Consider the following 24,591-nt stretch of genomic DNA (forward strand, 5'->3'; position numbering starts at 1 on the left):
TCATGATCTTTTCCAAAAACCGGATTCCACTTTTTGGGATCATGCTCTAAGCCCCAAACGGGCGCAGCAGCGCCCGCGAGATAATGTGGCGCTGGATTTCCGACGTGCCTTCCCAGATGCGCTCGACGCGGGCGTCGCGCCAGATGCGCTCCAGCGGCAAATCGTCCATCAGGCCCATGCCGCCGTGGATCTGGATCGCCTCGTCGGCGACGAAGGCGAGCATTTCGGTGGCCTTCAGCTTGGCCATGGCCATGTCCTGATCGGTGACGGTGCCTTGATCGTACTTCCAGCCGGCTTCGAACACCATCAGGTCGGCCGCCTTCAACTCGGTCGCCATGTCCGCGAGTTTAAACGATACGCCCTGGAACTTGCCGATCGGCTGGCCGAACTGCTGGCGCTGCGCGGCGTATTCGATGGCATGGCCAAGCGCCCGCTCGGCCCGGCCGAGGCAAGTCGCGCCGACCTGCAGGCGGGTTGCGCCAAGCCACGAATTGGCAACGTCGAAGCCCTTGTGGACTTCGCCGAGCACCTGGGCTCCGGGCAGCCGGCAATCGTCGAATTCGAGTATGGCGTTGGTGTAGCCGCGGTGCGAGACGTTGCGGTAGCCGTCGCGCACCGTAAAACCCTTGGTGCCCTTGTCGACGAAGAAGGCGGTGATCTTCTTTCGCTTGCCGCGCGGCGAATCCTCTTCGCCCGAGGCCATGAAGACGATGGCGAAGTCGGCGAGGTCGGCATGGCTGATGAAATGCTTGGTGCCGTTCAGCACCCAGTCGTCGCCGTCCTGGACGGCGGTCGCCTTCATGCCGCGCAGGTCGGAGCCGGCACCCGGCTCGGTCATCGCCAGGCAGTCCCATTTCTCGCCGCGAATGCAGGGATAAAGGTATTTCTCGCGCTGCTCTGGCGTGCCGGCCAATAGGATGTTGGAGGGCCGCGCCACACAGGTCCAATGCAGCGCGTAATTGGCGCGGCCGAGCTCCTTTTCGTAGAGCAGCCAAGTCACCGTATCGAGGCCGGCGCCGCCGACATCGGCCGGCATGTTGGCGGCATAGAGCCCGGCTTCGATCGCCTTGGCCTTGATCTCCTCGATCAGCTCGCGGCGCAGCACGCCGGTGCGTTCGACCTCGCGCTCATGCGGATAAAGCTCGTTCTCGACGAAGGCGCGCGTCGTCTCGACGATGAGTTTCTGCTCCTCCGAAAGACCAAAATCCATAGTCTCAGCCTTTCTTCTTTTTCTTCGGCTTTTCAGCTTTGGCCTTCACCGGCTTGGTTGCCTTGGCCGCCTTGGAAGTGGCGGGCTTCTTCGCCGCAAGCTTGGCGAGCTGCTTGGTATAGTCCTTGTGCAAAGCGCCGGCGCCCCAGCCCTTGCCTTTGTTCTGCTTCGACAACGCATCCATGATGGCGACCAGATTGTCGTCGCGGATCTTTTCGAGCTCGCGGATCGACAGGCCATGCGCCTGGTCGTCCGACTGGGTGGCGATCAGGTCGACCAGTTCGTCGTTGAACTCCGGCACATCCATCAGCTTGGTCCACGGCCATTTCAGGCACGGCCCGAACTGCGCCATGAAGTGGCGCATGCCGGCCTCGCCACCGGCGACGCGATAGACCTGGAACATGCCCATCTGCGCCCAGCGCAGGCCGAAGCCATAGCGCATGATGTCGTCGAGTTCCTCGACCGTGCAGATGCCGTCCTTGATCAGCCACAGCGCCTCGCGCCATGCGGCCTCCAGCAGGCGGTCGCCGACGAAGGCCTCGATCTCCTTGCGGATCACCACCGGCTTCATGCCGATCGAGGCATACATCTCCTTGGCGACTTCGATCGCCTCGGGAAAGGTCTGCTCGCCGCCGACGATCTCGACCAGCGGCAAGAGATAGACCGGGTTGAACGGATGGCCGACGACCAGCCGCTCCGGATGCTTCTTCATCGCCACCTGCATGTCGGTCGGCTTGATGCCGGAGGTCGACGAACCGACAATGGCGTTAGCCGGCGCATAAAGGTCGATCTCGGCCAGCACGCGGTGCTTCAGGTCGAGCCGTTCCGGCACGCTTTCCTGGATGAAATCGGCATCGGCGACGGCATCGGCGATGGTCTTGGCAAAGGTCAGTTTTCCTTCCTTGGGCAGGCCACCGGGCAGCATCTGCTTGTAGGCGCGGCGTGCGCCTTTCATCACCTCGCCGACCTTGCGTGCGGCTTCGGGGTCGGGATCGAAGCTCGACACGTCGATGCCATTCAAGAGAAGCCGCGCCACCCAACCGGCGCCGATGACGCCGCCGCCGATGGCGGCCGCCTTGTTGATGATGCTCATGCGGAGGCTCCGGTTCTGGTCCTGGCTACTTTGGAATCGGTGAGAGGCACTCGCTCGCCGGCTCGAATCACGGTGGGGTCATAGGCCTTGCGCGCAAACACTTCGAGCACGAAGGGCCGGAAGAAGTCGATCGGTAGCGTCTCGTAGTCCGGGTCGAAGCTCGACTGGTCCCAGCGCTCGCAAAACTCATCGCAGTCGTCAAAATAATGATGGCCGGCGAAACGGTCGCGCGCATGCGGATTGCCGCCGAGATGGTGGGCGTAATAGAGACGCTGGAAGTCGCCGTGCTTTTCCACCACCCAGGTGCATTGCTCGCGCACGAACGGTTTTAGGATCGAAGCTGCATATTCGTCGTGATTGTAGGGTGCGTAGATGTCGCCGATGTCGTGCAGCAGCGCGCAGGCGATCCAGTCGGTATCGGCGCCGTCGCGCCATGCGCGTGTCGCCGCTTGCAGCGAATGGCCAAGCCGGGTGATCTTGTAGCCGGACAGCCCCTCGTCGAGCTGGACAAGCGCGTCAAGCAGCCGGTCGCCGGTTTTCGCCGCATAGTCGATCTCGTGCTCGGTGAGGAAGGCGTAGTCCTCGCGGTCGCCGTCCTTCATGGCGGTGAATTTCACGGTCTTCATCGGCGGCTCCTCCCTACCGATTCCGTTTTCAAAGCGGCGCGCGCTTCGTCAGGTTGAGCTTCTTGCGCACTTCCTCCGGGCCGATGACCCTTGCGCCCATGTTCGACACGATGCTGACCGCCCGCTCGACCAGTTGCGCGTTGGTCGCCAGCACGCCCTTGTCGAGCCAGAGATTGTCCTCGAGCCCGACGCGGACATTGCCGCCGGCCAGCACCGCGGCGGCGGCATAGGCCATCTGGTTGCGGCCGATAGAAAAGGCCGACCAGGTCCAGCTCGACGGCACGTTGTTGACCATGGCCATGAAGGTGTTGAGGTCGTCAGGTGCCCCCCATGGCACCCCCATGCACAATTGCACGAGCGCATCCGGATCCAGCACTTTTTCCTCGACCAATTGCTTGGCGAACCACAGATGGCCGGTGTCGAAGGCCTCGATCTCCGGCTTGACGCCGAGCGCCGTCATCATGCCGCCCATGGCGCGCAGCATGCCGGGCGTGTTGGTCATCACGTAGTCGGCCTCGGCGAAATTCATGGTGCCGCAGTCGAGCGTGCAGATTTCCGGCAGGCATTGGCGGACATGTTCCACGCGGCTGGTGGCGCCGCCCATATCGGTGGCTTTTTCGTTCAGCGGCAGCGGGTTTTCCGGCGAGCCGAACACCATGTCGCCGCCCATGCCGGCGGTCAGGTTCAGCACCACGTCGACGTCTGCCGCGCGGATGCGCTCGGTCACTTCGCGGTAGAGATGCACGTCACGCCTCGGCTTGCCGGTTTCGGGATCACGCACATGGCAGTGCACGATCGCCGCACCCGCCTTTGCCGCATCGATGGCCGAATCGGCGATCTGCTTGGGCGAACGCGGCACATGCGGGCTGCGGTCCTGTGAGCTGCCGGACCCGGTCACGGCACAGGTAATGAAAACCTCCCGGTTCATCGCAAGCGGCATGGACTTTCCTCCCAATCAGCACAGACGGTTCCGATCAAACATGGCCCAATCAAACATGGGCCCGATCGAGCAGATGGCAACAATGCCTGACTTGCTGGAAACTGTTTTGCGTTTTACGAAGGCCATATGATAAAAAGCGAAAAGCCATCGATCTTTCGCGCTGAGCGCGCGCCGCTCAAGGTGACGCTGCTGGTGTTTTCCGGCTCGTCGATCATGTGCGTTGCATCGGCCGTCGATCCGCTGCGTGCCGCCAACCGTATCGCCGGCGAGACGCTGTTCGATTTCAGGCTGGTTTCGGTGACCGGCGAAGCGCCAATCACCACATGCGGCCTGCCGGTTGCGGTCAGCGACCGCTTCGATTCGGCTGAGCCGACGGATATGCTTGTCGTCGTCGCCGGCTTCGGCACGCAGAACTATGCCACATCGGCCCTGCTTTCAGGCCTGCGACGGGCGGCGCGAGCCGCGCGCGCTTGCGGCGGCGTCGAAGCCGGCACCTGGCTGGTTGCCCGCGCGGGCTTGCTGGAAGGGCGCAGCGCCACCACCCATTGGGAGGACATGGAGGATTTCTCGGCGGCTTTTCCAGGCGTCGATGTGCGCCCCGACCGCTATGTCATCGACGGGCCGGTCTTCACCTCCGGCGGCGCTTCGCCGACCTTCGATCTGATGCTGCATCTGATCCGCACGCGGCTCGGCATGGCTGTCGCGCTCGATGTGGCAAGTGTCTTCATCTACGACCAGGCGCGGGCGGCGACCGATGCGCAGCCGCTGGTCTCGCTCGGCCGCCTAGACGGCTACGATCCGCGACTGGCGCAAGCCATCCGGCTGATGGAAACCCATGTCGACCAGCCTTTGACCATTGCCGCGGTGGCAAAGCGCGCCGGGGTGACGGCGCGAACGCTGGAAAGCATTTTTCGCAAATCGATCGGCGAGACGCCGGGTGCCTATTATCTCCGGCTGCGGCTGGGCGCCGCGCGCCGGCTGGTGGTCGACACGCGCGTGGCCATGGCCGATATTGCCGGGCGGACAGGGTTCTCGTCCGCCGCGGCATTTTCCAGGGCGTTTTCAAGAGCTTTCGGCGAAGCGCCGGTCAGGCTGCGTCAGAGATAGTGTGGGGATTAGGCAGCGTCCTGGCGGTCGCTGTTGCCGTCGATCTGCGAGCGCATCTGTCTCGCAAGGTGGGTCTCGAAGCGGCTGGCGACCGCGCGATCCCATTCGTTTGCACTGCGCGCACCATGCTTCGGATGCGGCAGCGCCATCAGCCGGTCGATGATCGATCCGGCCTCGCCAGATGAGAGCAGGGCGTCGATTTCGCGTTCGTGCTGCATATCGTTTCGCCTCCTTCTTTCTGTTCCCGCCACGAACCACACTATACGAGATTCGTGACGGCTGTTTGAAGGCAAGAGCGAGGCGATTGAGGGGCGTGCGAGGCAAAACCTTGTCGCCGGTTCCGCCCTCGCGCAAAGCTGTTCCGGGCCGGCGGGTCGGTTAGGAGACCCGCCGGCGCGACACCTCAGACGTAGCGGTTGACGATATTCTCGAGCAGTTCCTGGCGGCCGGATTTGGGCTGCGGCTCGATCTTCTTCTTGACGACGCGCTCGGCGATCTCCTCCAGCGTCCGCTTGCCGGCAAGCATCGCCTTGGCCTCGGCAGAGTTCCAGCCGGCATAGCGCTCGGCCAGCGGACCCGACAGCGCCTTGTCCTCGACCATCTTGGCGGCAGCCTTGAGGCCGCGTGCGCAAGCGTCCATGCCGCCGATATGGGCGATCAGCAGATCCTGCGGATCGAGCGACTGGCGCCGCAGCTTGGCGTCGAAATTGGTGCCGCCGGTCTTGAAGCCACCCGCCAACAGGACCTGGTAATAGGCCAGCGCCATCTCCGGCACATTATTGGGGAACTGGTCGGTGTCCCAGCCCGACTGGTAGTCGTTGCGGTTCATGTCGATCGAGCCGAAGATGCCGAGCGCATTGGCCAGCGCCAGCTCATGCTCGAAGGAATGGCCGGCCAGGATCGCATGTCCCTGCTCGATGTTGAGCTTGACCTCCTTCTCAAGTCCGAAGCGTTTCAGGAAACCGTAGACCGTGGCGACGTCATAGTCGTACTGGTGTTTTGTCGGCTCCTGCGGCTTCGGCTCGATCAGGATGGTGCCCTTGAAGCCAATCCTGTGCTTGTAGTCGACGACCAGGTTGAGGAAGCGGCCAGCCTGTTCCTGCTCGCGGGAAAGATCGGTGTTGAGCAGCGTCTCATAGCCTTCACGGCCGCCCCACAGCACGTAGTTCTCGCCTTTCAGCCGCTTGGTGACGTCAATGCAGTGTTTCACCGTCGCTGCCGCGTAGGCAAACACATCCGGATCGGGATTGGTGGCCGCCCCCGACATGAAACGGCGATTGGAGAACAGGTTCGCTGTCCCCCAAAGCAGCTTGACGCCGGTCTGCTTCATCTTCGTCGCAAAGTAATCGGCGATCTCGTCGAGCCGCGCGGCACTCTCGGAAAAGTCCCTGCCTTCCGGCCGCACATCGGCATCGTGGAAGCAGAAATAGGGTGCGCCGAGCAGCGAAAACATCTCGAAGGCGACATCGGCCTTGAGCTTGGCCAACTCCATCGTGTCGGTGCCGCCGGCCTTGGCGAACCATGGCCGGTCAAAAGTCTGGCCGCCGAACGGATCGCCGCCCGGCCAGGCGAACGAATGCCAGTAGGCGACGGCAAAGCGCAGATGGTCCTCCAGCCGCTTGCCGGCGACCACCTCGTCTGGGTTGTAGAAGCGGTAGGCCAGCGGATTGGTAGAATCCGGTCCTTCGTATTTGATCGTCTTGATGTCGCCGAAAAAGCCGCTGGTCATGTTTGTCTGTCCTCTCGCATGGTTCTGTCCTGATTACCTCAGGCGTAATTGGTTTCGCGCTGGCGCTGGGTGAAAAGGGTCGTGTCAAAGCCACTCAACAACGGAGACAGACCATGACCGACCTCAACACGATCGCCGAAAACTACATCACCGCCTGGAACGAGAGTGATGCGGCTCGCCGGCAAGCCTTGCTGAAGGCGACCTTCACCGAGGACGTCAGCTACCGCGACCCGATCATGCAGGGCGACGGCCATGACGGCGTCGCCGCGCTGATCGATGGCGTCCAGCAGCGCTTTGCCGGCTTCCGGTTCTCGCTCAAGGGCAAGCCGGACGGTTTTGGCGACACGATCCGCTTCTCGTGGAATCTCGGGCCGGAAGGCACTGATTCCGTCATCGAAGGCACCGACATCGGCGTCATCGAGAATGGCCGCCTGAAAAGCGTCACCGGCTTTCTCGACAAGGTTCCGGCGCAGTGAAGACTTCTGGGTAAGGCGGGCGCCAAGCACCCCCCTCTGGCCTGCCGGCCATCTCCCCCTCAAGGGGGGAGATTGGCTGTCTTTTCTGCTTTCGCCAATCTCCAGCGAAACAAGGTTGGCACCAGCGCTGGAACTGCCGATCTCCCCCCTTGAGGGGGAGATGGCCGGCAGGCCAGAGGGGGGTAAGCGCCGGCTCACGCGGTTACAGCCCTGATCGCCGGATAAAGCGCCCGGTAGCGCTGATAGGCATCCGCATAGGCGTCGCTCAGCGCAGCGACCGGTTCGATGGTGGCATCGGTGGCCGGCGCCGTGCACACTCTGAGCGGATCGGCGCCCGTCGCCGCGATCAGGCCAAGCCGGGCCGCTCCGAAGGCAGCGCCGAAATCGCCGTCGGCGGGAATGTCGACGGGCAGGCCGAGCGCGGTGGCGATTGCCTTCAGCCAATAGAGGGAGCGCGAGCCGCCGCCGATCGCCGTCACCCGCGTCAGCGTCGTGCCCGCTTTGGTCAGGGCTTCGAGACTGTCGCGGAAGGCGAAAGCCACGCCTTCCAGCACGGCCTGGGTCAACACGGTGCGGCTGGTTTCATGCGCAAGCCCGGTAAACGCGCCGCGAATGGCCGAGTCATTGTGGGGCGTGCGCTCGCCTGAGAGATAAGGCAGGAAGGATACGCCCGACGGCGCCTTCAGCGTATCGCCAAGTTCGGCGGTCAGCTCGCCGGGCCCTTTCCCTGATATCTCCGACAGCCAGTTAAGCGAATCGGTTGCCGACAAAATGACGCCCATCTGGTGCCAGGTGTCGGGCAGCGCATGGCAGAACGTATGCACCGCGCTTTCTGGGTTTGGCAGATAGGACGCGTTGGCGGCGAACAGCACGCCTGACGTGCCGAGCGAGACGAAGGCCTGGCCTGCTCCGACCGTTCCCATGCCGCAGGCCGAGGCCGCATTGTCGCCGGCGCCGCCGGCGATCGGGATGCCGGCCTGCATCCCCCATTTCGAGGCCAGTTCGCTGCGCAAGGCGCCGGCCTTCTCGGTGCCCTCGACCAGCGACGGCATCTGCTTTTCGTCGAGCGACGTCGCGGAAAGCAGGTCGGGCGACCAGCTCCGCTTGCCGACATCGAGCCAGGACGTGCCGGCCGAGTCAGACATTTCCGAAATATGCTCGCCGGAGAGCCATAGCCGCAGGAAATCCTTCGGCAGCAGGACCTTTGCCACCTTGGCGAAAATATCGGGCTCGTTGTTTTTCACCCAGACCAACTTCGGCGCGGTGAAACCGGGGAAGACGATATTGCCGGTGAGCTTGCGAAAGCGCGGATCGGCGTCGAGCTTGGCCGCCTCGGCATGGCTGCGCGTATCGTTCCACAGGATGCAGGGACGCAGCACCTGGTCGCCGGCGTCGAGCAAGGTGGCGCCATGCATTTGGCCGGACAGGCCTATGCCCTTCACGGCGGCGAGCTGCCCTGGATGCGATGCCTTGAGCTCGGCGATCGCGTCCTCGCAGGCGCGGATCCAGTCGGCGGGATTCTGCTCCGACCAACCGGGATGCGGCCGCGACACGTCGAGTGAAGCATGGCCGGAGCCGATGACGGTCTGCCCGGCATCGATCAAAAGCGCCTTGACGCCCGACGTGCCCAGATCGAGGCCGAGATACATGGTGTCCTCCCAATGCCATTAATTTTTTCGGATCTCGAAAAAATCTGACTTGGCAGTTTTTAAGACAAGATCCGCCTCCGGTCAATTCTCCGACAAATCGGCCGCCCGACGCGAGAACAGTGCCGACAGCGGACTGTCCGGCCGCGCCAGCGCGCGTTCCGCCGCGAGCGCCCTTGCCAGCGCATGGTCGCCGGAACGCAACGCCGCCTCGATCAGCGTCAGGTCGATGACGTCGCGTTGCGCGTGGCTGCCGCCGAAGCGGTGGGCAATCGCCCGGATTGGCCGGATGAGGCGCACCGTCTCGGCATAATTGGCGTCGCCGAACGACTTGATGGCGAGCGTCAGGGGATGGCCGACGTCCCGGGCGAAGGCGGCGTTGTCGTCGTTGCCGTTCATGGCCTCGCGCTGCGCCTCGAGCAAGATGCGAACCGGCGCTTCTTGGCCGGCGCCGACGAAGGCCATCATCGCGTGGGCATCGTTGAAGGCATAATTGCCGGCGCCAGCCTTGGCCCAGTTGGCGGCAAGCGCCGCCCAGCGATCGCCGATATCGACGCCGCCGAGATGCAATCGCCACAGAATCGCCGAGGCGTCGACCATATTGAGCGCCAGCGTCGAGCGCTCGCCGTAGATCGGCCCATCATAAAGCGCCAGCACCTGGTCGGTCTCGCCGAGATCGTAGTGGAACAGCGCCAGATGCCACCAATTGTGCACTTGCAGGAAGCTCTCTTGCGTCCACGCTTCGGGGTTGGCGCGCATCCAAGCGATGCCGTCCTTTTGCCGGCTCTGCATCTCCATGACATGCGCGACGGCGTGCTGCGCCCAGCCGTCGCGCGGCTCGATGTCGACTGCCGCGCGGCCCAGCTTTTCGGCGCGCGCAAAGTCGCCCATTTCCTCCAGCCCGAACGCCTGCATGCCGAGTATGGCGTGATAGCCGGGCATGCCGTTCTGCCACGACGGCAGCGCGCGGCCGATGCGGTCGCGCAGCATGCGGGCGTTGCCGGTGAAGAAATCGATCTGGTGCCCGGTCTGCAGCGCCAGCGCGTCGAGCGGAAACTCGATGGCGATATCCTCGAGCAGACGGGCGGCTTCATGCCAATGTCCTGCGGCAAGATGGCCAAGTGCTGCGACGTGCGCCTGCTCACGCGTCGTCGCGGCAAGCGGCAGCGCCGCCTCGTGGCATGTCCTGGCCACAGCAGTCGCCTCGCGCTCGGTGGCGAGGCCGAAGAGATAGCCCTTGAACACATGCGCCATGACGAAGCCGGGATCCTCGGCGATGGCTCGGTCGACCGAGCCGACCGGATCGCCGATGAAGCATTGCAGGTCGCGGACAGCCTGGCTGTAGGGCGAAAACCCGGCTTCGGTCGCGCCCGAAAATGTCAGGCCGAATGCGTCCCTGACTGCCATGTCATGTCCTCAATTGCCCGAACGCATCGCCACCGTGGCGATGCCGGCGCCGACCAGCAGCGTGCCGCCGGTGCGGTTGAAGATACGGATCGCCCGGGGATTGCGCACCACGTTGCGCGCCTTTGCGGCGATCAGGGCATAGCCGAAGGCATTGGCGAAGGCGAGCGCCAGGAAGGTGGTTTCGAAGATCAGCATCTGCGTCCAGAAATCGCCATGCCGGTCGAGGAACTGCGGCAGGAAGGCGACGAAGAAGGTGATGCTTTTCGGGTTGAGCGCGGTGACCAGCCAGGCATGCGCCATCATCTTGGCCGACGACACCGCATCCAGGCGCGGCTCGGCCCTGAGCGTGCCACCGGCGCGAAACAGCTTTACGCCGAGATAGATCAGATAGCCGGCGCCGATCACCTTCAGCACCGTGAACACGGTGGCCGACGCCGCCAACAGCGCGCCGATGCCCAGCATCGACAGCGTCATCGCCGTGAAGTCGCCAAACGCCACGCCGACCGCCATCGGCAGCGCCGTGCGCCAGCCCTGGCCGAGCGCATAGGACACGACCAGAAGGATGGTCGGGCCGGGAATGACAAGAAGGATCGTCGAGGCCGCGGCAAAGGCGGCCCAGTTTTCGAAGGACATGCTCGTCTCCTTGAGCTCAAAGAAGAGGATAAATCCTCGACCCCGCGAAGATGTAAAGGGGCAGCATTGAAATAGACGGCACGACGGGCTCGGCCAGAGGTTAAGGTAGGGCAAGACGTCTTCACGCTTTTTCAACCATGATTGGTGAAAATACCATCGATCCGGCCGGACCGTGTTTCCCGCCGATAGCGTAGGGTTTGGGTACATGCGTGAGTTGCCGCAAGGTCTGACGCCGCCGTACAATGGCGACGCCGTCGAAATCGAAATTTCCGAAATCCAGCTTTCCCGCCGCGCGGTGTTGTCCGGCGCCGGTGCGCTGGCGCTGCTCGGGGTTGCCGGCTGCAGCCAGACGCTCGATTTGCCATCGCTGCAGCTCGACGGCGTCACCACTGGCGCGATCACCCCTGTCCGCCCGAGCATCAGCGTCGACAAGAACATCACCAGCCCTGGTGTGATGTATGCCTCCGTCACCGATGGCGGCTTCACGCTGCCGGAAGTGCCCTACCTCAAGGTCAAGCCGGAATTCCGCCGCCAGATCGTCGTCGACCCGACCGGCGAGCAGCCCGGCACCATCGTCGTCCATTCGCAGGAGCGGCTGCTCTATCTGGTGCAGCCCGGCGGTGACGCGATCCGTTACGGCGTCGGCATCGGCAAGGAAGGCTTCCGCTGGTCCGGCCGCGCCAACATCCAGTACGGCAAGGAATGGCCGGTCTGGACGCCGCCGGCCGAGATGATCGCCCGCAAGCCGGAGCTGGTGAAATGGCAAGGCGGACAACCCGGCGGCCTCGAAAATCCGCTCGGCGCGCGCGCCCTCTACATCTATCAGAATGGCCAGGACACCGGCTACCGCATCCACGGCTCGCCCGAATGGTGGAGCATCGGCCAGGCGATGTCGTCGGGCTGCGTTCGCCTGATCAATCAGGACATTATCGACCTCTACAGCCGCGTCTCCAGGAAGAACCCCGTCGTCGTCGTCTGACCCTCCCGGTCGTCGCCTGACCTCATAGCGGCTGGCGCGGCCGCTCGACTCTCCCGTTGCGTGATCTCGCAAGACAGGCGAATGTGCCTGCAAAGCCACTGCTCGGGAGACGTGAAGCATGTCCGGAACTTTTGTGATCGCGCAAGGCGGCGGCCCGACCGCCGTCATCAACCAGACGATGGTGGGCGCCGCGCTCGAGATCCGCAAGCGGCATCCCGGCGCCAAGGTTTTAGGCTCCATCCATGGCGTGCGCGGCATTCGTGACGGCAACTATGTCGATCTTTCCGCCATTGCCGAGGACCGGTTGAGGCTGATTGCGGCCACGCCGAGCGCCGCCCTCGGCTCGACGCGCGACAAGCCGGACGAGGCCTATTGCGAGATCATCCTCAACGGCCTGAAGAAGGCCGGCGCCGACGCCTTCATCTACATCGGCGGCAACGACACGTCGGGCACGCAGCAGATCCTGACCGCCGCCGGCGGCGGCAAGATGGCTTTCGTCCATGCGCCGAAAACCATCGACAACGATCTCGAGGAGAACGACCACACGCCCGGCTTCATTTCGGCGGCCGAGTTTGTCGCCGGCGCCTTTCTCTCGGTCGACCTCGATTTCCGTGCCCTGCCCGGCATCTATGTCGGCATCGTCATGGGCCGGCACGCCGGTTTCCTCACCGCCGCCGCTGCCGCATGGCAGCTTGACCCCGACAGCGGCCCGCATCTCGTCTATGTGCCGGAGCGCCCGTTCTCGGCTGCGGCCTTCATCGACGATGTTCGAGCCACGCTCGATCGCCATAAGCGCTGTATCGTCGCCGTCTCCGAAGGCGTCAGCACCGCCGACGGCAAGGCGCTGGTCGAAAGTCTGGTGCCGCCGGACAAACTGGAGCGCGATGCGCATGGCAACGTCAAGCTGTCGGGCAGCGACCTGCCGGCCGCTCTCGAGCGTGCGCTGGCCGAAGGATTGCCGGGCAAGCGGGCGCGCGTCGATGCGCTCGGCTACATGCCGCGCGGCTATGTCGGCGCCATCAGCGCCGTCGATGCGCAGGAAGCCTTCGACGCCGGCGCTTTCGCCGTCAAGGTGGCGGAGGAGGGCGGCGGATCGGTAGCGCTGCAATATGACGGCAAGAAAACCGTGCTGAGGAAAGTGCCGCTGAAAAACGTCGCCGGCAAGACGCGCCACATGCCCGACGATTTCATGCTGCCGGATGTCAACCAGCTCTCCGATGCGGGCATGGCCTATCTGAAGCGCCTGGTCCCCGAAAAATACAAGGTCGGGAAGCCGTTCGTCTGATGCCGGATATCTCCTGATGCTTGACTGGTTCAGCAAGACGGAAGTCGACGCCCATACGACGATGCTGACCGAGCCGTTCGTGCATGATTTCGTGCGCGCCAACATCTGGCATCTGCGCGGCCGTGACGTCGACCTGCTCGTCGACACCGGCATGGGGATTTGCCCGCTGGCGCCGCAGATCAATACGCCTGCTGGCAAGCCGCTGCTCGTCGTCGCCACCCACATCCATCTCGACCATGTCGGCTCGCTGCACGAATTCCCCTCGCGGGCGGGGCCGAGGATGAGTGCCGCGCATTTCGACAGCATGGACGAAGCGGTCACCTACGCCCACATGTTCCACGATCTCGACGGCGCCGTCTCCAAGCTGCCGGCGCCCGGCTGGAAAGCGGCCGATTACAAAATCCCACCGGCCCCGCTGACGCGGACGCTTGACGAGGGCGATCTGGTCGACTTCGGCGATAGGCGGTTCCGCGTGCTGCATCTGCCCGGCCATTCGCCCGATTCGATCGCGCTATTCGATGAGGCCGATGGCCTGTTCTTCGCCGGTGACGCCATCTACGACGCCATGCTGATCGACGACCTGCCGGACTCCGACCGACCAGCCTATCGCCGCACCATGCAGCGGCTGCTCGATTTGCCGATCCGCATCGGCCATGGCGGCCACGGCCCGAGCTTCGACGCCAAACGGATGCGCGAGATCGCTAACGGCTATCTCAGGCGGACTGACGGGATCGGCGCATAGGAGGCTCCGGCAGGACGGGAAGAGATGCGGGCAGGCGCCGTCGACGAAGCTGCTGATCTCCTCCGCAAGGGGGGAGATTGGATGCCGCCACGGCTTTCGCCAGTCGTCAACGCCGGAAGCAGGGCCAGAGGTGTTCATGCTCTTGTGCCGGGTCTCAGTGATTTTGTTCTTGCTTTGTGCCGGCAGTTATGCTAGTAACTTTGGCATGGTGCTGATTGCGCCAGCGACCCGCCGTTGAGGCGGGTTTTTTGTTTTCGGGTTTCGGCGCCATCCGGCAGGCCGGTGCCAGGCCGTTATATTAAATCTTCGTAATATCATCTGGAAACCACGATCGCCGCCCTAGATGCGGGGGCTGTCGATCGGTCGGCTGCCTGCCAGGCGAGACAGGCAAGGCGACCCTCGACACGCCGAATGGGCGGTTTCCCAGCCGGAACGCCACGGTGCCCGACCAATTTCTCGCCCGGACAACGGCCATGTCACCCATCCACATTCTTCGCAGACATCGCGTCGCCGCCTTGCTGGGCGCCGCATTGATCGTCAGCCCTTTCATCCTGCCGCTCGCCCCCAAGCTGAATGGCGCCCTGGCAGAAACAGTGACCCCTCCCGTCACTGGCATGACGGTGCCCAATGGATCGTTCGCCCCGATCGTGGCGGCCGACAAGCCGGCAGTGGTGACGATCACCACCGTCATGAAGGCACAGTCGGAGACCATGAGCGACGCTGCTCCCTTCGGCGACAGCTCACCGTTCGACGACTATTTCCGCCAGTTCTTCGGCGACCAGGGGCTGCCCGGCCCCAGGACCCCGCCGCAGCAGCAGGCGCCTCGCGCAGAGGCGCTCGGCTCTGGCTTCATTGTCGCAGCCGACGGCACCATCGTCACCAACAATCACGTCATCGACGGCGCCACGTCGATCAAGGTGACGCTCGACGACGGCACCGAGCTTCCCGCCGAGCTGGTTGGCCGCGACGCCAAGAACGACCTCGCTGTCCTCAAGATCAAATCCGACAAGACTTTGCCGACCGTCAAATGGGGCGATTCCGACAAGCTCATGCCGGGCGACCAGGTGCTCGCTTTCGGCAATCCGTTCGGCCTCGGCACCACGGTTACATCAGGCATCGTCTCGGCGCGCGGCCGCGATCTGCACAGCGGGCCGTTTGACGACTTCATTCAGATCGACGCACCGATCAACCACGGCAATTCCGGCGGTCCGCTGATGGATGTGAGCGGCAACGTCGTCGGCATCAACACGGTGATCTTTTCGCCGAATGGCGGCAGCGTCGGCGTCGGCTTCGCCATCCCGTCGGACCAGGCGCAAAAGGTGGTCGCCAAGCTGATGAAGGGCGGCTCCATCCAATATGGCTATCTCGGCGTCCAGATTCAGCCGGTGACGCCCGACGTGGCGAGCGCCGTCGGCCTCGGTCAGCCCAGCGGTGCGCTGGTTTCCGAGGTCAGCGACGGCTCGCCGGCGGCAAAAGCCGGGATTGAGACCGGCGACGTCGTCACCAGCTTCGCCGGTCAGCAGATAAAGGATCCCAAGGACCTGTCGCGTGCCGTTGCCGATGTCTCGCCCGGCGAGACGGAAACGCTGGGTGTCTGGCGCAAAGGGCAGAATGTGAAGATTTCCGTCGATGTCGGGCGCAATGGAGACGATGTGGAGACGGCATCGGCCGGCGGCGGACCAGAGACACCGTCCGCACAGCAAGGCCTTCGTGCTCCTGCGATCGGCCTCGGCCTGATGGACGTCACCCCGGATGTCCGACAGGCGATGAACCTGGCGCCCAACCAGCGCGGCGCGCTGGTCGAGAGCGTCAATCCTGACAAGGCGGCCTCGGCTTCCGGGATCCAGCCGGGCGACATCATCATCGCCGTCAATCAGGCGCCGGTGAGGGACGCCAGGCAGGCGGACCAGGCGATCGCGCAGGCCGGAAAGGCTGGCAAGAAGTCCGTGCTCCTGCTCGTCGAACGGGGCGACGAGCAGATCTTCGTCGCCGTGCCCTTCGCCGCCGGCTGAAGCGCATTGGCGCGAGGTCGCGGCCAAGATTTCGGTTGCCCGTCAGAGCATCTTCGAGAAGACTAGCGCAGGTTGGCTTCAACCTGCATGGATTGTCTCGATGGTCACCCGCGGCTTCTCTTCAGGACGAAAGCCCCCGACGGATGCGGATGCCCGCATCCCGCCGGGGCAGTATCTCGAACAAGGATTCCCGGTGCTGTCGGCCGGGCCGACGCCGCGTGTGCGCACCGAGGAGTGGTCGTTCACACTCAAGCACGGACCGCGGCCGATCAAGAAGTGGAATTGGACAGAGTTCAACGCGCTGCCTTTGACCAAGATGACGCGCGACATTCATTGCGTCACCGCATGGACCAAGTTCGACACGGCGTGGCAAGGCGTGCTGGTCGACGATATTCTGGCGGATGCCGGCATCGAGCCGCCGAGCCCCTTCACGCTGGCGCTGTCGTTCGACGGCTACACCACGAATGTGCCGACGAAGGACCTCACCGCCGGCAAGGCGATGGTGGCGCTGCTTTACGAAGGCAAGCCGATCACGCCGGACCATGGCGGCCCGGCGCGGCTGCTGGTTCCGCATCTCTATTTCTGGAAGTCGGCCAAATGGCTGAACGGGCTGCAGTTCACCGCGCGCGACGAGCCGGGTTTCTGGGAACTGCGCGGCTATCACATCTATGGCGACCCGTGGCGCGAGCAGCGCTATACGGGCGATCCATGAGCGACCAGCCGGCGGCGCAGTCGCCCTGGCAGACGGTGACCATCACCCGCATCAAAAAGCGCACGCCGCGCGTCACCAGCTTTTTCCTCCGGCCGTCACGGCCCTTCGCCTATCGTGCCGGGCAGCATGTCGATGTCAGGCTGACGGCGCCGGATGGCTATCAGGCGCGCCGTTCCTACTCCATTGCCTCGGCGCCGGAAGGCGGCGAGACGATCGAGCTGGCGATCGAAAGGCTCGATGATGGCGAGGTCTCGCCATTCTTCCACGAGGTCGCGGCAGTCGGCGACGAGGTCGAGCTGCGCGGACCGCTCGGCGGACACTTTGTCTGGTCCGACAGTGACGGCGGCCCGCTTCTGCTGGTCGGCGGCGGGTCGGGCGTGGTGCCGCTGATGGCGATGATCCGCCATCGCGCCGCACGCAAATCGGCGGTTCCTGCCACGCTGGTGTTTTCCGCACGGATCTGGGACGAGGTGATCTTTCGCGACGAGCTGATCGATTTCCATGATCGCCGGGACGGCTTCGATCTGGTGCTGACGCTGACGCGCGAGCCGGCCCGGCGCCCGGCGGACTATTCTCGGCGGATCGACGTTGCAATGATAGAGCAATCGATGGTGCGGCTGCCCACGCCACCAAGGTTCGCCTTTGTCTGCGGCTCGAATGCCTTCGTGTCGGCCGCCGCCCAGGCGCTGATCGATGCCGGCGTTCCGGCAAGCCTCATCCGCACCGAGCGCTACGGGGTCTAATGCATGTCGCGCAACAACCTAAAGCGCGTCGCATAAGGCCGGTCAAAACGCGACGCGCTTTAGGGCCGCCGGTCATGCCTCGATCTCGATCGCCGTCAGCGGCTTCGAACAGCAGGCAAGGATGAAGCCGTCGTCGATCTCGTGATCGAGGATGCCGCCATTGTGGCTCATCTCGACCGTGCCCGAGACCTTTTTCACCTTGCAGGTTCCGCACAGGCCGAACTCGCAGGCCGCCGGGATGCGCACGCCCGAAGCGCGCGCCGTCTGCAGCACGGTCTGGCCGGCAACGCAGTCGGCATCGACATCCGAAAGCGAAAAGCGGACTGGCGTTGCGGCTTCGGCAGGTATTTCGACCCCGCCCTCTGCCGGCCCACCCTCTGCCGGCGAACCGAACGGGGCCGGTATTTCCTCCACCATCGGGGCCGCAAAGCTCTCCTGATGATAGTTGCCCATGTCGAAGCCGGTGGCCTCCAGCATCTGCCGCACCGCACGCATAAACGGGTCGGGGCCGCAGCAGAAGATTTCGCGCTCGCGGAAGTCTGGCGCCAGCAGCGGCAGCCGTATCGCGTCGATCCGGCCCATATGGCCGAACCAACCCTCGCGGCTGGACCGTTCCTCGATCATGAAGCCAAGCGTCAGACCCGGCATGCGGCTGCCGAGCAGTTCGAGCTCCTTGCGGAAGATGATCTCCTCGGGCTTTCGTGCACAGTTGACGAAGCCGACATCGGTCCATGGCGCGCAATCGTTCAGCCAGCGCAGCATCGACATCATCGGCGTCACGCCGGAGCCGGCCGAAATGAACAGATACTTGGCCGCGGGATGGCTGTGCAGCGAAAAGTCGCCCGTCGGACCATAAGCCTTCACGTGAACGCCGGGCTTCAGATTGTCGAACATCCAGCGCGTGCCGAGACTGCCGGCTTGCGCCTTCACCGTCACCGCGATCGAGAACGGCCGCGACGGCGAGGAAGACAGCGTATAGGTCCGCATCAGCGGGCCGTCGGAGGTCGGCAGTTCCAGCGTCACGAATTGGCCCGGCTTATAGCGGAACCAGGTCTGGTTGTCGGAGCGGAAGGTGAAGGTCTTCACGTCGGGCGCCTCGTCGCTGACGCCGATCACCTCCAGCACCTGCAGCCGGTCGTTCCAGGGCGCCATTTCGTCGAGATGGCGATAGAGCCCGAGGTCCGTCATCGCATTCATCCCTCTCACCTTTCTCTAGGCGACGCTGCGCAACGCCGGCCGGCCGTCCTCGGCAAGGCGCGGTCCGATGAAGGAGGCGTACCATTCGACGAACTGGATGACGCCGCCCTCATGCAGTTCCGAATAAGGGCCGGGCTCATAGGCCGGCGACAGGATGCCGAAGGCGTTTTCCTCGACGATGCGGCGGTCCTGGTCGTTGGTCTCGGTCCATACATGGGTGAGTTCGGCAAGGTCGTAATCGACGCCTTCGACCGCGTCCTTATGGACGAGCCATTTGGTTGTCACGGCGGTTTCCGTGGCGCTGATCGGCAACACGCGGAAGGTGACCGCATGATCGCCGAGGATGTGGTTCCAGGTCGTCGGATAGTGATAGAGCAGCAGCGAGCCGACACGGTCGGTCGAAACGCTGTCGGAAAGGTTCTTCTTCACGGCGCGTCTTCCCGTCATCGTATAGCTGACAGCGTCGCGCAGCAGCGGTGCGCGGGTGGCGCGGTATTGCCCGGCCGGATCGATGCGGAACTTGCTCGGCAGGCCCGCCGCCTCGCATTTCGCCCAGTGCGCCAGCATCTCAGGATCGCTGTCGGCGCCCTGCACGCCGGTCACGGTCGGCGCTTCCGGGAATGTCTTGCACAGTTCCGGATGATTGCCGGCGCAATGATAGCACTCGCGGTTGTTCTCCCAGACGAGCTTCCAATTGCCCTTCTCGACGATGGTCGATTCGAAGGCGACCTTTGCCTCGCGCAGCCGGTGCGGCAGCAGGTAAGGCTCGATCATGGCGCGCATCGGCGCGAAATCGGCGGGCTCCTTGGCCAGGCAGATGAAGATGTAGCCGCCGACACTTTCGCAAGCCACCGGCTTGAGGCCGAACTGGCTCTTGTCGAAGCCGTCCGCCATCTGGCGGGCGAACAGGAGCCGGCCGTCTAGCTCGTAGGTCCACTGGTGATAGGGGCAGACGAGCTTTGCCGCCGTGCCCTTGTCGGCGTTGCAGACGCGGCTGCCGCGATGCCGGCAGGAATTGTGGAAGGCATTGATCTTGCCTTGCTGGTCGCGGACCAGCACGACCGGATAGTCGCCGATCTGGGCGGTGATGTAGCTGCCCGGCTTCGGCAACTCGCAATCGTGGCCGATGAACAGCCAATCGCGATACCAGATCAGCTCCATGTCGAGCTTGAAGAAATCGGGATCGGTGTAGAAGGGCTGCTCGAGCGAATAGCCTTGCCTGCGGCCGTGCAAGAGCCTCAGCATGTCGTTGCGCGAATCCATGTCCTGTCCTCATAGCCGTCGCATCGGCCCGAAATCGGAATCGATTTCGGAAAGCACGATGCGCAATTCAAATTCTTGGAGCGTACTTTATGCGTCCAGATGGACGCATGTCGCTCCAAAGACTGAACTGGTGGTGATTGAGGAAGGATCGCTTGCACGCCGGCGACAGGCCAGACATGCATCATCCACCTCTTGACCGCCCACCGCGATCAGTCGAGTCTAGACACCTCGGGCTGGTTTCCGGGCTCTGGAGTGTCCTTGCGGACAGTCGCGACACCTTCCCAGGCTTGTGGCCCAGTGGTCTCCCGTTGCGACTTGAACTCCACCACCGTTGCGGGGGCAGCGCCGGGATTTGACCGGCTTCCCAATTCTCCGCTTCGTCGTCACCAAGCGGCACCTGAGATGGCGTCATCTAATCATGACGGCCAGCTGACTGTCGGCATGAAAGCGACATCGTATCCATGCGGCGCGACACGGCCCGCGAAACGTGCAGGTTGGTAATTGCAGGGCTGAAACCCATTTTTTCGGCCACCATTGTCGGCCGCCGTGACATCGAATTCCGACCCGCGGCGGAGGCAAAGAAGGTTAACAGTTTCCAAAAGTGACTATTAGCCGCTCCTAAAATCGAACCGAACGGTTCGTTTCTGTTGACAATGCGTGCATGACGCTGTGAACGCAGGTCCGCCAATCCGTCAAATCGTCAAATGGCGACTTTGGCATAAAGCTTTGAAAATAAAAGATAAAGCAGCGCCTGTAGAAGCGTCTGGTACAATTTCAAGGTGTAGATTCTTGGTCCACACGGAACAACTTCGTGATTGGAATCTGCGGGATGGCCTTCCCACATCGGGGCTGTCCGAACGACGCGAATTCCTTCCAAGACACGCCGCTAGCCGGACGGAAAACTAAGATACTGGAGTACCAAAAATGAAAAAGATTGCTCTTACTGCCGTCGCCGTTCTGGCCATCACCGGCAGCGCCTTTGCCGGCAGCGACCATTATGGGTCCAACGGCGCCAACCAGCCGGCCGCTGCGGTCGACAGCTCGTACACGGCTTCCATTCAGAAGCCGGCTCACGCTGAAAAGCCCGCCGTCCAGGGCGCCGACCGCAACCTTTTCGGCAACAATTAACAGCTGATCCCAGACCATGGTCCCAAAAAGTGGAAACCGGTTTTCGGAAAAGATCATGGTCAAACAAGAAGACAGAGCGGCGGCAGGTCCGCCGCTAGGGATCTTTAGAAATTCAGGAGTATTGGAAATGAAGAAGATTGTTCTTGCCACCGCCGCCATTCTGGCCATCTCCGGCAGCGCTTTTGCCGGTAGCGACAACTATGGATCGAACGGCGCCAACCAGCCGGCCGCTGCGGCCGACAGCTCGTACACGGCTTCGGTTCAGAATTCCGCTTCGGCGCAGAATCCGGTTCCGGCCGACGAGAAACCCGTCCACGGCAGCGACCGTAACCTCTTCGGCAACAACTAACAGCCAGTTCCAACAGCAGCGGCGGCATTTGCCTGCCGCGCTGATGGGATACGAAAATCCAGGAGCACTGAAATGAAGAAGATCGTTCTTACCGCCGCCGCGCTTTTGCTTGCTGCCGGCAGCGCCTTTGCCAACAACGACAATGTTGGCGGGACCGACATCAACAAGCAGGCGACCGTCAACGTCGACAACACGCAGACGTCTTCGGTACGCAACACCGGTTCGCCGATCTACAAGCTGCTCAATTCGTCGGGCGACGTAGAGAAGTCCGCCCCGCAGGGCAGCGACCGGAACCTGTTCGGCCGCTAGCGCATCGGCCCGAAAATCGGAATCGATTTTCGGAAAGCACGATGCGTAGGTTCAAAGTGTTAGAGCGTACTTTGTGCGTCCACTTGGACGCACGTCGCTCTAACAGCAACCTGAATGCACAAGAGCGGCGGGCTTTGCCCCGCCGCTCTTGTTTTTGGCTTCGCCAAACAACAACTGCTCGGCAGTCCTGCTGCCGTTCTCAGGCCGCCTTTGCTTCCGCTTCGTGAAGCGTGAAGGACCGCCCGTCGGTATCGAAAATATGCAGGTCGCCGGCATCGGCACTCAACCGCAGCGTCGCGCCCCGCTTGACCTCGACATTGCCGGGCAGCTTGGTCACCAGCGGCAGGTCGGCGCGGCCGATGTCGACATAGACGAGCTGGACCTCGCCGAGCTGCTCGACATAATCTACCGTTCCCTCGAAAAGATAATCCGCGCCGCTAGCGATCATCAGATCCTCCGGCCGCACGCCGAAGCTCACCGAAGCGCCCTTCGCTGAGGCCGGCGTGGCGATCGGCACCGTCGCCTTGCGCCCGCCGACATGGCTGACGATGGTCGGGTTGCCTGATTTGTCGATCGTCGCCGGCAGGATGTTCATTGCCGGCGAGCCGATGAACTGGGCGACGAACAGATTGCCGGGTTTCTTGTAGAGCTCCATCGGCGTGCCGACCTGCTCGATATGGCCGTCCTTGAGCACCACGATGCGGTCGGCCAGCGTCATCGCCTCGACCTGGTCGTGGGTGACGTAGATCATTGTTGTGGCAGGCATCGACTCCTTGAGCTTGGCGATCTCGATGCGGGTGGCGACGCGCAGTGCCGCGTCGAGGTTCGACAGCGGCTCGTCGAACAGGAAGACCTTCGGGTTGCGCACGATGGCGCGGCCGATGGCGACGCGCTGGCGCTGGCCGCCCGACATCGCTTTGGGCAAGCGGTCGAGATATTTGGTCAGCTGCAGGATTTCCGCCGCTTGGCGCACCCGCTTGTCGATCTCGGCCTTGCTCTCCTTGCCGATCTTCATCGAGAACGCCATGTTGTCGTAGACGGTCATGTGCGGATAGAGCGCATAGGACTGGAAGACCATGGCGATGCCCCGCTTCGACGGCGGCACGTCGTTGACCACCTCGCCGGCGATCTTGAGCTCCCCGGAGGTGATTTCCTCAAGCCCGGCGATGGACCGCAGCAAGGTCGACTTGCCGCAACCCGAAGGGCCGACGAAGACGATGAACTCGCCCGACTTTATGTCGAGGTCGATACCGTGGAGAATGTTGAGATTGCCGTATGATTTCTTCACTTGCCTTAGCGTGACATCGGCCATGGGTTCCCTCCAGTGAATTGCAAACTCAGTCGATGCGCCCGAACCAGGCGCCGTAGCCGCCGAGGCGGATAGAGCCGGCGCCAGTCTGTCCCGAAAACCCGTGCCCCGGCAAGGGCTGCAGCGAGCGTCCGCCGAGATTGACTTCCGCCGGTCGGCTGCCGAGATTGAAGACGCAGACGATCTGCTCGTTGCCCTCGCGGCGCGTGAAGGCGACCGTATCGCCGTCGCTCTCGATGAAGTTGATATCGCCCTTGGCCAGCGCCGGATGCAAACGGCGGAAGGCGAGAAAGCGCCGGTAGTGTTCAAGCAGCGAGCTGTCGTCGCCCTGCTGCACATCGACCGCTTGCGAAAGGTGCTTGGCGGGCACGGGCAGCCATGGCTTTGCCTTGGAGAAGCCGCCATTGCTGTCGGCGCCATCCCAGACCATCGGCGTGCGGCAGCCGTCACGGCCCTTGAATTCCGGCCAGAAGCGGATGCCGTAGGGGTCCTGCAGATCCTCGAATTGCAATTCCGCTTCGCCAAGACCAAGCTCCTCGCCCTGATAGATGCAGACCGAGCCGCGCAGCGACATCAGCAGCGCCGAGATCACCTTGAGATAGGCGGTCTGGTCGGCTTCGCCGGCCGCCCAGCGCGAGGCAGTGCGCATCACGTCGTGGTTGGAGAACGCCCAGCACGACCAGCCGTCGCTGGCGACCTTGCCGAAGGCTTCCAGCACCGAGCGCACCTTGGCCGCGCTGATTTTTTCGGGCGCCAGGAAGTCGAACGAATAACACATGTGCACGCGCTTGCCGCCGGCGGTATAGGCCGCCACCACCTCCAGCCCGCGTTGCGAATCGCCGACTTCGCCGACCGCCGCTGTCGCCGGATAGTCGTCGAGCAGGGCGCGGAAGCGCTCGAGGAAGCCAAGGTTTTCGGGGCGGCTCTTGTCGTAGAGGTGGTCCTGGTAGTTGTAAGGGTTGACGGAAGGAGCAGTCTGGTCGTTGCGTTCTTCGGGCGGCAGCGGCGGATTGTCCTCCAGGCCCTGGCTGTGGAAATAGAAGTTGATGGTGTCGAGGCGGAAACCGTCGACGCCGCGCTCCAGCCAGAAGCGGGTGACATCGAGCAGCGCGTCCTGGACGGCGCGGCTGTGGAAATTAAGATCGGGCTGCTCGGCCAGGAAATTATGCAGGTAATATTGCTGGCGGCTGGTGTCCCACTGCCAGGCAGAGCCGCCGAAGATTGACAGCCAGTTGTTGGGTGGCGTGCCGTCGGGCTTGGCGTCGGCCCAGACATACCAGTCCGCCTTGGGATTGGTGCGGCTCGAGCGGCTTTCCCTAAACCACGGATGGATGTCGGCCGTATGCGACAGCACCTCGTCGATCATCACCTTGAGCCCGAGCCTGTGCGACTCGGCGGTCAAGGCATCGAAATCGGCCAGCGTGCCGAACATCGGATCGACGTCGCAATAGTCTGACACGTCGTAGCCGAAATCCTTCATCGGTGATTTGAAGAACGGCGAGATCCAGATGGCATCGACGCCGAGCGCAGCGATATAGGGGAGCCTGGCGATGATGCCCCTGAGGTCGCCGATGCCGTCGCCGTTCGAATCCTGATAACTGCGCGGATAGATCTGGTAGATCACGGCACCGCGCCACCAGTCGCGGCCGACGGCGAGGTCGGGGCTCAACGTCGCTTTCACAGCGGATTGCATGAT

The 24,591-nt window shown here is 63.3% G+C and carries 24 protein-coding genes and 1 riboswitch; of the genes, 11 read left to right on the plus strand and 13 right to left on the minus strand.

Going from position 1 to position 24,591, the window contains the following annotated elements; genetic code table 11:
* Positions 1–46: 46 nt before the first annotated feature.
* From RPG13_RS08110 to RPG13_RS08125, 4 genes are read right to left on the minus strand one after another with little or no spacing between them, the layout of a single operon-like run.
* Positions 47–1,210 carry an acyl-CoA dehydrogenase family protein gene (locus RPG13_RS08110; RefSeq protein ID WP_337124808.1) on the minus strand — a complete coding sequence of 388 codons (1,164 nt, stop codon included), beginning with the start codon at positions 1,208–1,210 and terminating at the stop codon, positions 47–49.
* A 4-nt stretch (positions 1,211–1,214) separates the two neighbouring features.
* Complete coding sequence (locus RPG13_RS08115; protein WP_337124809.1) at positions 1,215–2,303, minus strand: 3-hydroxyacyl-CoA dehydrogenase NAD-binding domain-containing protein; 1,089 nt, start codon at positions 2,301–2,303, stop codon at positions 1,215–1,217.
* The gene (locus RPG13_RS08120; RefSeq protein ID WP_337124810.1) at positions 2,300–2,929 is read right to left on the minus strand and encodes an HD domain-containing protein; all 630 of its coding nucleotides are present in this window, start codon (positions 2,927–2,929) and stop codon (positions 2,300–2,302) included. The genes RPG13_RS08115 and RPG13_RS08120 overlap by 4 nt, the downstream gene beginning before the upstream one ends.
* Before the next feature lie 28 nt (positions 2,930–2,957).
* Positions 2,958–3,869, minus strand: a complete 912-nt coding sequence (locus RPG13_RS08125) for a 3-keto-5-aminohexanoate cleavage protein (protein ID WP_337124811.1) — start codon at positions 3,867–3,869, stop codon at positions 2,958–2,960.
* 126 nt (positions 3,870–3,995) lie between these two features.
* On the opposite strand from RPG13_RS08125, the gene RPG13_RS08130 reads away from it, so the two are divergent.
* Positions 3,996–4,976, plus strand: coding sequence for a GlxA family transcriptional regulator (locus RPG13_RS08130; protein WP_337124812.1), 981 nt, complete (start codon positions 3,996–3,998; stop codon positions 4,974–4,976).
* Positions 4,977–4,984: 8 nt separating this feature from the next.
* Here RPG13_RS08130 and RPG13_RS08135 read toward each other — a convergent pair whose 3' ends face one another.
* Positions 4,985–5,194 carry a hypothetical protein gene (locus RPG13_RS08135; protein WP_095484432.1) on the minus strand — a complete coding sequence of 70 codons (210 nt, stop codon included), beginning with the start codon at positions 5,192–5,194 and terminating at the stop codon, positions 4,985–4,987.
* 185 nt (positions 5,195–5,379) lie between these two features.
* On the minus strand, positions 5,380–6,705 hold the full coding sequence (gene xylA, locus RPG13_RS08140; RefSeq protein WP_337124813.1) for a xylose isomerase: 1,326 nt from the start codon (positions 6,703–6,705) through the stop codon (positions 5,380–5,382).
* A 113-nt stretch (positions 6,706–6,818) separates the two neighbouring features.
* On the opposite strand from xylA, the gene RPG13_RS08145 reads away from it, so the two are divergent.
* Positions 6,819–7,181 (plus strand): nuclear transport factor 2 family protein, encoded by a 363-nt coding sequence (locus RPG13_RS08145; protein WP_095484430.1) that lies wholly within the window; start codon positions 6,819–6,821, stop codon positions 7,179–7,181.
* Positions 7,182–7,375: 194 nt separating this feature from the next.
* Here RPG13_RS08145 and xylB read toward each other — a convergent pair whose 3' ends face one another.
* The 3 genes from xylB to RPG13_RS08160 all read right to left on the minus strand — a co-directional run bounded on the left by xylB (position 7,376) and on the right by RPG13_RS08160 (position 10,867).
* Positions 7,376–8,830, minus strand: coding sequence for a xylulokinase (xylB, locus tag RPG13_RS08150; protein WP_337124814.1), 1,455 nt, complete (start codon positions 8,828–8,830; stop codon positions 7,376–7,378).
* 81 nt (positions 8,831–8,911) lie between these two features.
* The gene (locus tag RPG13_RS08155) at positions 8,912–10,234 is read right to left on the minus strand and encodes a tetratricopeptide repeat protein (RefSeq protein WP_337124815.1); all 1,323 of its coding nucleotides are present in this window, start codon (positions 10,232–10,234) and stop codon (positions 8,912–8,914) included.
* Positions 10,235–10,243: 9 nt separating this feature from the next.
* Positions 10,244–10,867: a LysE family translocator gene (locus tag RPG13_RS08160; RefSeq protein WP_337124816.1), complete on the minus strand. Its 624-nt coding sequence runs from the start codon at positions 10,865–10,867 to the stop codon at positions 10,244–10,246.
* 205 nt (positions 10,868–11,072) lie between these two features.
* On the opposite strand from RPG13_RS08160, the gene RPG13_RS08165 reads away from it, so the two are divergent.
* The 6 genes from RPG13_RS08165 to RPG13_RS08190 all read left to right on the plus strand — a co-directional run bounded on the left by RPG13_RS08165 (position 11,073) and on the right by RPG13_RS08190 (position 17,340).
* The gene (locus tag RPG13_RS08165; protein ID WP_337124817.1) at positions 11,073–11,846 is read left to right on the plus strand and encodes a L,D-transpeptidase; all 774 of its coding nucleotides are present in this window, start codon (positions 11,073–11,075) and stop codon (positions 11,844–11,846) included.
* Between the two features lie 118 nt (positions 11,847–11,964).
* Positions 11,965–13,131, plus strand: coding sequence for a diphosphate--fructose-6-phosphate 1-phosphotransferase (locus RPG13_RS08170; RefSeq protein ID WP_337124818.1), 1,167 nt, complete (start codon positions 11,965–11,967; stop codon positions 13,129–13,131).
* A gap of 16 nt (positions 13,132–13,147) precedes the next feature.
* Positions 13,148–13,873 carry an MBL fold metallo-hydrolase gene (locus tag RPG13_RS08175; protein ID WP_337124819.1) on the plus strand — a complete coding sequence of 242 codons (726 nt, stop codon included), beginning with the start codon at positions 13,148–13,150 and terminating at the stop codon, positions 13,871–13,873.
* Positions 13,874–14,346: 473 nt separating this feature from the next.
* Complete coding sequence (locus tag RPG13_RS08180; RefSeq protein WP_337124820.1) at positions 14,347–15,885, plus strand: DegQ family serine endoprotease; 1,539 nt, start codon at positions 14,347–14,349, stop codon at positions 15,883–15,885.
* 100 nt (positions 15,886–15,985) lie between these two features.
* A complete protein-coding gene (locus tag RPG13_RS08185) occupies positions 15,986–16,597 on the plus strand; it encodes a molybdopterin-dependent oxidoreductase (protein ID WP_292651492.1) in 612 nt (203 codons plus the stop codon).
* On the plus strand, positions 16,594–17,340 hold the full coding sequence (locus RPG13_RS08190; RefSeq protein WP_292220916.1) for an FAD-binding oxidoreductase: 747 nt from the start codon (positions 16,594–16,596) through the stop codon (positions 17,338–17,340). The genes RPG13_RS08185 and RPG13_RS08190 overlap by 4 nt, the downstream gene beginning before the upstream one ends.
* Before the next feature lie 72 nt (positions 17,341–17,412).
* On the opposite strand, the gene RPG13_RS08195 is transcribed toward RPG13_RS08190, so the two are convergent.
* Entirely contained in the window at positions 17,413–18,528 is a 1,116-nt protein-coding gene (locus RPG13_RS08195; protein WP_337126995.1) for a hybrid-cluster NAD(P)-dependent oxidoreductase, read from the minus strand.
* Positions 18,529–18,552: 24 nt separating this feature from the next.
* Entirely contained in the window at positions 18,553–19,800 is a 1,248-nt protein-coding gene (locus RPG13_RS08200; RefSeq protein WP_126103957.1) for an aromatic ring-hydroxylating oxygenase subunit alpha, read from the minus strand.
* A 214-nt stretch (positions 19,801–20,014) separates the two neighbouring features.
* A riboswitch (cobalamin riboswitch) is annotated at positions 20,015–20,216 on the minus strand.
* A 508-nt stretch (positions 20,217–20,724) separates the two neighbouring features.
* Between RPG13_RS08200 and RPG13_RS08205 the strand changes: the two genes are divergently transcribed.
* The 3 genes from RPG13_RS08205 (at position 20,725) to RPG13_RS08215 (ending at position 21,586) form a co-directional block, all read left to right on the plus strand.
* The gene (locus RPG13_RS08205; RefSeq protein WP_126103956.1) at positions 20,725–20,928 is read left to right on the plus strand and encodes a DUF680 domain-containing protein; all 204 of its coding nucleotides are present in this window, start codon (positions 20,725–20,727) and stop codon (positions 20,926–20,928) included.
* Positions 20,929–21,055: 127 nt separating this feature from the next.
* Entirely contained in the window at positions 21,056–21,277 is a 222-nt protein-coding gene (locus RPG13_RS08210) for a DUF680 domain-containing protein (protein WP_126107273.1), read from the plus strand.
* A 72-nt stretch (positions 21,278–21,349) separates the two neighbouring features.
* Positions 21,350–21,586: a DUF680 domain-containing protein gene (locus RPG13_RS08215; RefSeq protein WP_126103955.1), complete on the plus strand. Its 237-nt coding sequence runs from the start codon at positions 21,350–21,352 to the stop codon at positions 21,584–21,586.
* Positions 21,587–21,785: 199 nt separating this feature from the next.
* Here RPG13_RS08215 and RPG13_RS08220 read toward each other — a convergent pair whose 3' ends face one another.
* Entirely contained in the window at positions 21,786–22,898 is a 1,113-nt protein-coding gene (locus tag RPG13_RS08220; protein ID WP_095484416.1) for an ABC transporter ATP-binding protein, read from the minus strand.
* 25 nt (positions 22,899–22,923) lie between these two features.
* Positions 22,924–24,588, minus strand: a complete 1,665-nt coding sequence (gene bglA / locus RPG13_RS08225; protein ID WP_292724060.1) for a beta-galactosidase BglA — start codon at positions 24,586–24,588, stop codon at positions 22,924–22,926.
* Positions 24,589–24,591: the final 3 nt, after the last annotated feature.

It is taken from the genome of Mesorhizobium sp. ISC15 (genome assembly GCF_037162615.1).
In the GTDB taxonomy this organism is placed as follows: domain Bacteria; phylum Pseudomonadota; class Alphaproteobacteria; order Rhizobiales; family Rhizobiaceae; genus Mesorhizobium; species Mesorhizobium mediterraneum.

Coding starts and splice junctions, on each gene's coding strand:
- RPG13_RS08110 (WP_337124808.1), bottom strand. CDS start 1,210: ATGGATTTTGGTCTTTCGGAGGAGCAGAAACTCATCGTCGAGACGACG.
- RPG13_RS08115 (WP_337124809.1), bottom strand. CDS start 2,303: ATGAGCATCATCAACAAGGCGGCCGCCATCGGCGGCGGCGTCATCGGC.
- RPG13_RS08120 (WP_337124810.1), bottom strand. CDS start 2,929: ATGAAGACCGTGAAATTCACCGCCATGAAGGACGGCGACCGCGAGGAC.
- RPG13_RS08125 (WP_337124811.1), bottom strand. CDS start 3,869: ATGCCGCTTGCGATGAACCGGGAGGTTTTCATTACCTGTGCCGTGACC.
- RPG13_RS08130 (WP_337124812.1), top strand. CDS start 3,996: ATGATAAAAAGCGAAAAGCCATCGATCTTTCGCGCTGAGCGCGCGCCG.
- RPG13_RS08135 (WP_095484432.1), bottom strand. CDS start 5,194: ATGCAGCACGAACGCGAAATCGACGCCCTGCTCTCATCTGGCGAGGCC.
- xylA (WP_337124813.1), bottom strand. CDS start 6,705: ATGACCAGCGGCTTTTTCGGCGACATCAAGACGATCAAATACGAAGGA.
- RPG13_RS08145 (WP_095484430.1), top strand. CDS start 6,819: ATGACCGACCTCAACACGATCGCCGAAAACTACATCACCGCCTGGAAC.
- xylB (WP_337124814.1), bottom strand. CDS start 8,830: ATGTATCTCGGCCTCGATCTGGGCACGTCGGGCGTCAAGGCGCTTTTG.
- RPG13_RS08155 (WP_337124815.1), bottom strand. CDS start 10,234: ATGGCAGTCAGGGACGCATTCGGCCTGACATTTTCGGGCGCGACCGAA.
- RPG13_RS08160 (WP_337124816.1), bottom strand. CDS start 10,867: ATGTCCTTCGAAAACTGGGCCGCCTTTGCCGCGGCCTCGACGATCCTT.
- RPG13_RS08165 (WP_337124817.1), top strand. CDS start 11,073: ATGCGTGAGTTGCCGCAAGGTCTGACGCCGCCGTACAATGGCGACGCC.
- RPG13_RS08170 (WP_337124818.1), top strand. CDS start 11,965: ATGTCCGGAACTTTTGTGATCGCGCAAGGCGGCGGCCCGACCGCCGTC.
- RPG13_RS08175 (WP_337124819.1), top strand. CDS start 13,148: ATGCTTGACTGGTTCAGCAAGACGGAAGTCGACGCCCATACGACGATG.
- RPG13_RS08180 (WP_337124820.1), top strand. CDS start 14,347: ATGTCACCCATCCACATTCTTCGCAGACATCGCGTCGCCGCCTTGCTG.
- RPG13_RS08185 (WP_292651492.1), top strand. CDS start 15,986: ATGGTCACCCGCGGCTTCTCTTCAGGACGAAAGCCCCCGACGGATGCG.
- RPG13_RS08190 (WP_292220916.1), top strand. CDS start 16,594: ATGAGCGACCAGCCGGCGGCGCAGTCGCCCTGGCAGACGGTGACCATC.
- RPG13_RS08195 (WP_337126995.1), bottom strand. CDS start 18,528: ATGACGGACCTCGGGCTCTATCGCCATCTCGACGAAATGGCGCCCTGG.
- RPG13_RS08200 (WP_126103957.1), bottom strand. CDS start 19,800: ATGGATTCGCGCAACGACATGCTGAGGCTCTTGCACGGCCGCAGGCAA.
- RPG13_RS08205 (WP_126103956.1), top strand. CDS start 20,725: ATGAAAAAGATTGCTCTTACTGCCGTCGCCGTTCTGGCCATCACCGGC.
- RPG13_RS08210 (WP_126107273.1), top strand. CDS start 21,056: ATGAAGAAGATTGTTCTTGCCACCGCCGCCATTCTGGCCATCTCCGGC.
- RPG13_RS08215 (WP_126103955.1), top strand. CDS start 21,350: ATGAAGAAGATCGTTCTTACCGCCGCCGCGCTTTTGCTTGCTGCCGGC.
- RPG13_RS08220 (WP_095484416.1), bottom strand. CDS start 22,898: ATGGCCGATGTCACGCTAAGGCAAGTGAAGAAATCATACGGCAATCTC.
- bglA (WP_292724060.1), bottom strand. CDS start 24,588: ATGCAATCCGCTGTGAAAGCGACGTTGAGCCCCGACCTCGCCGTCGGC.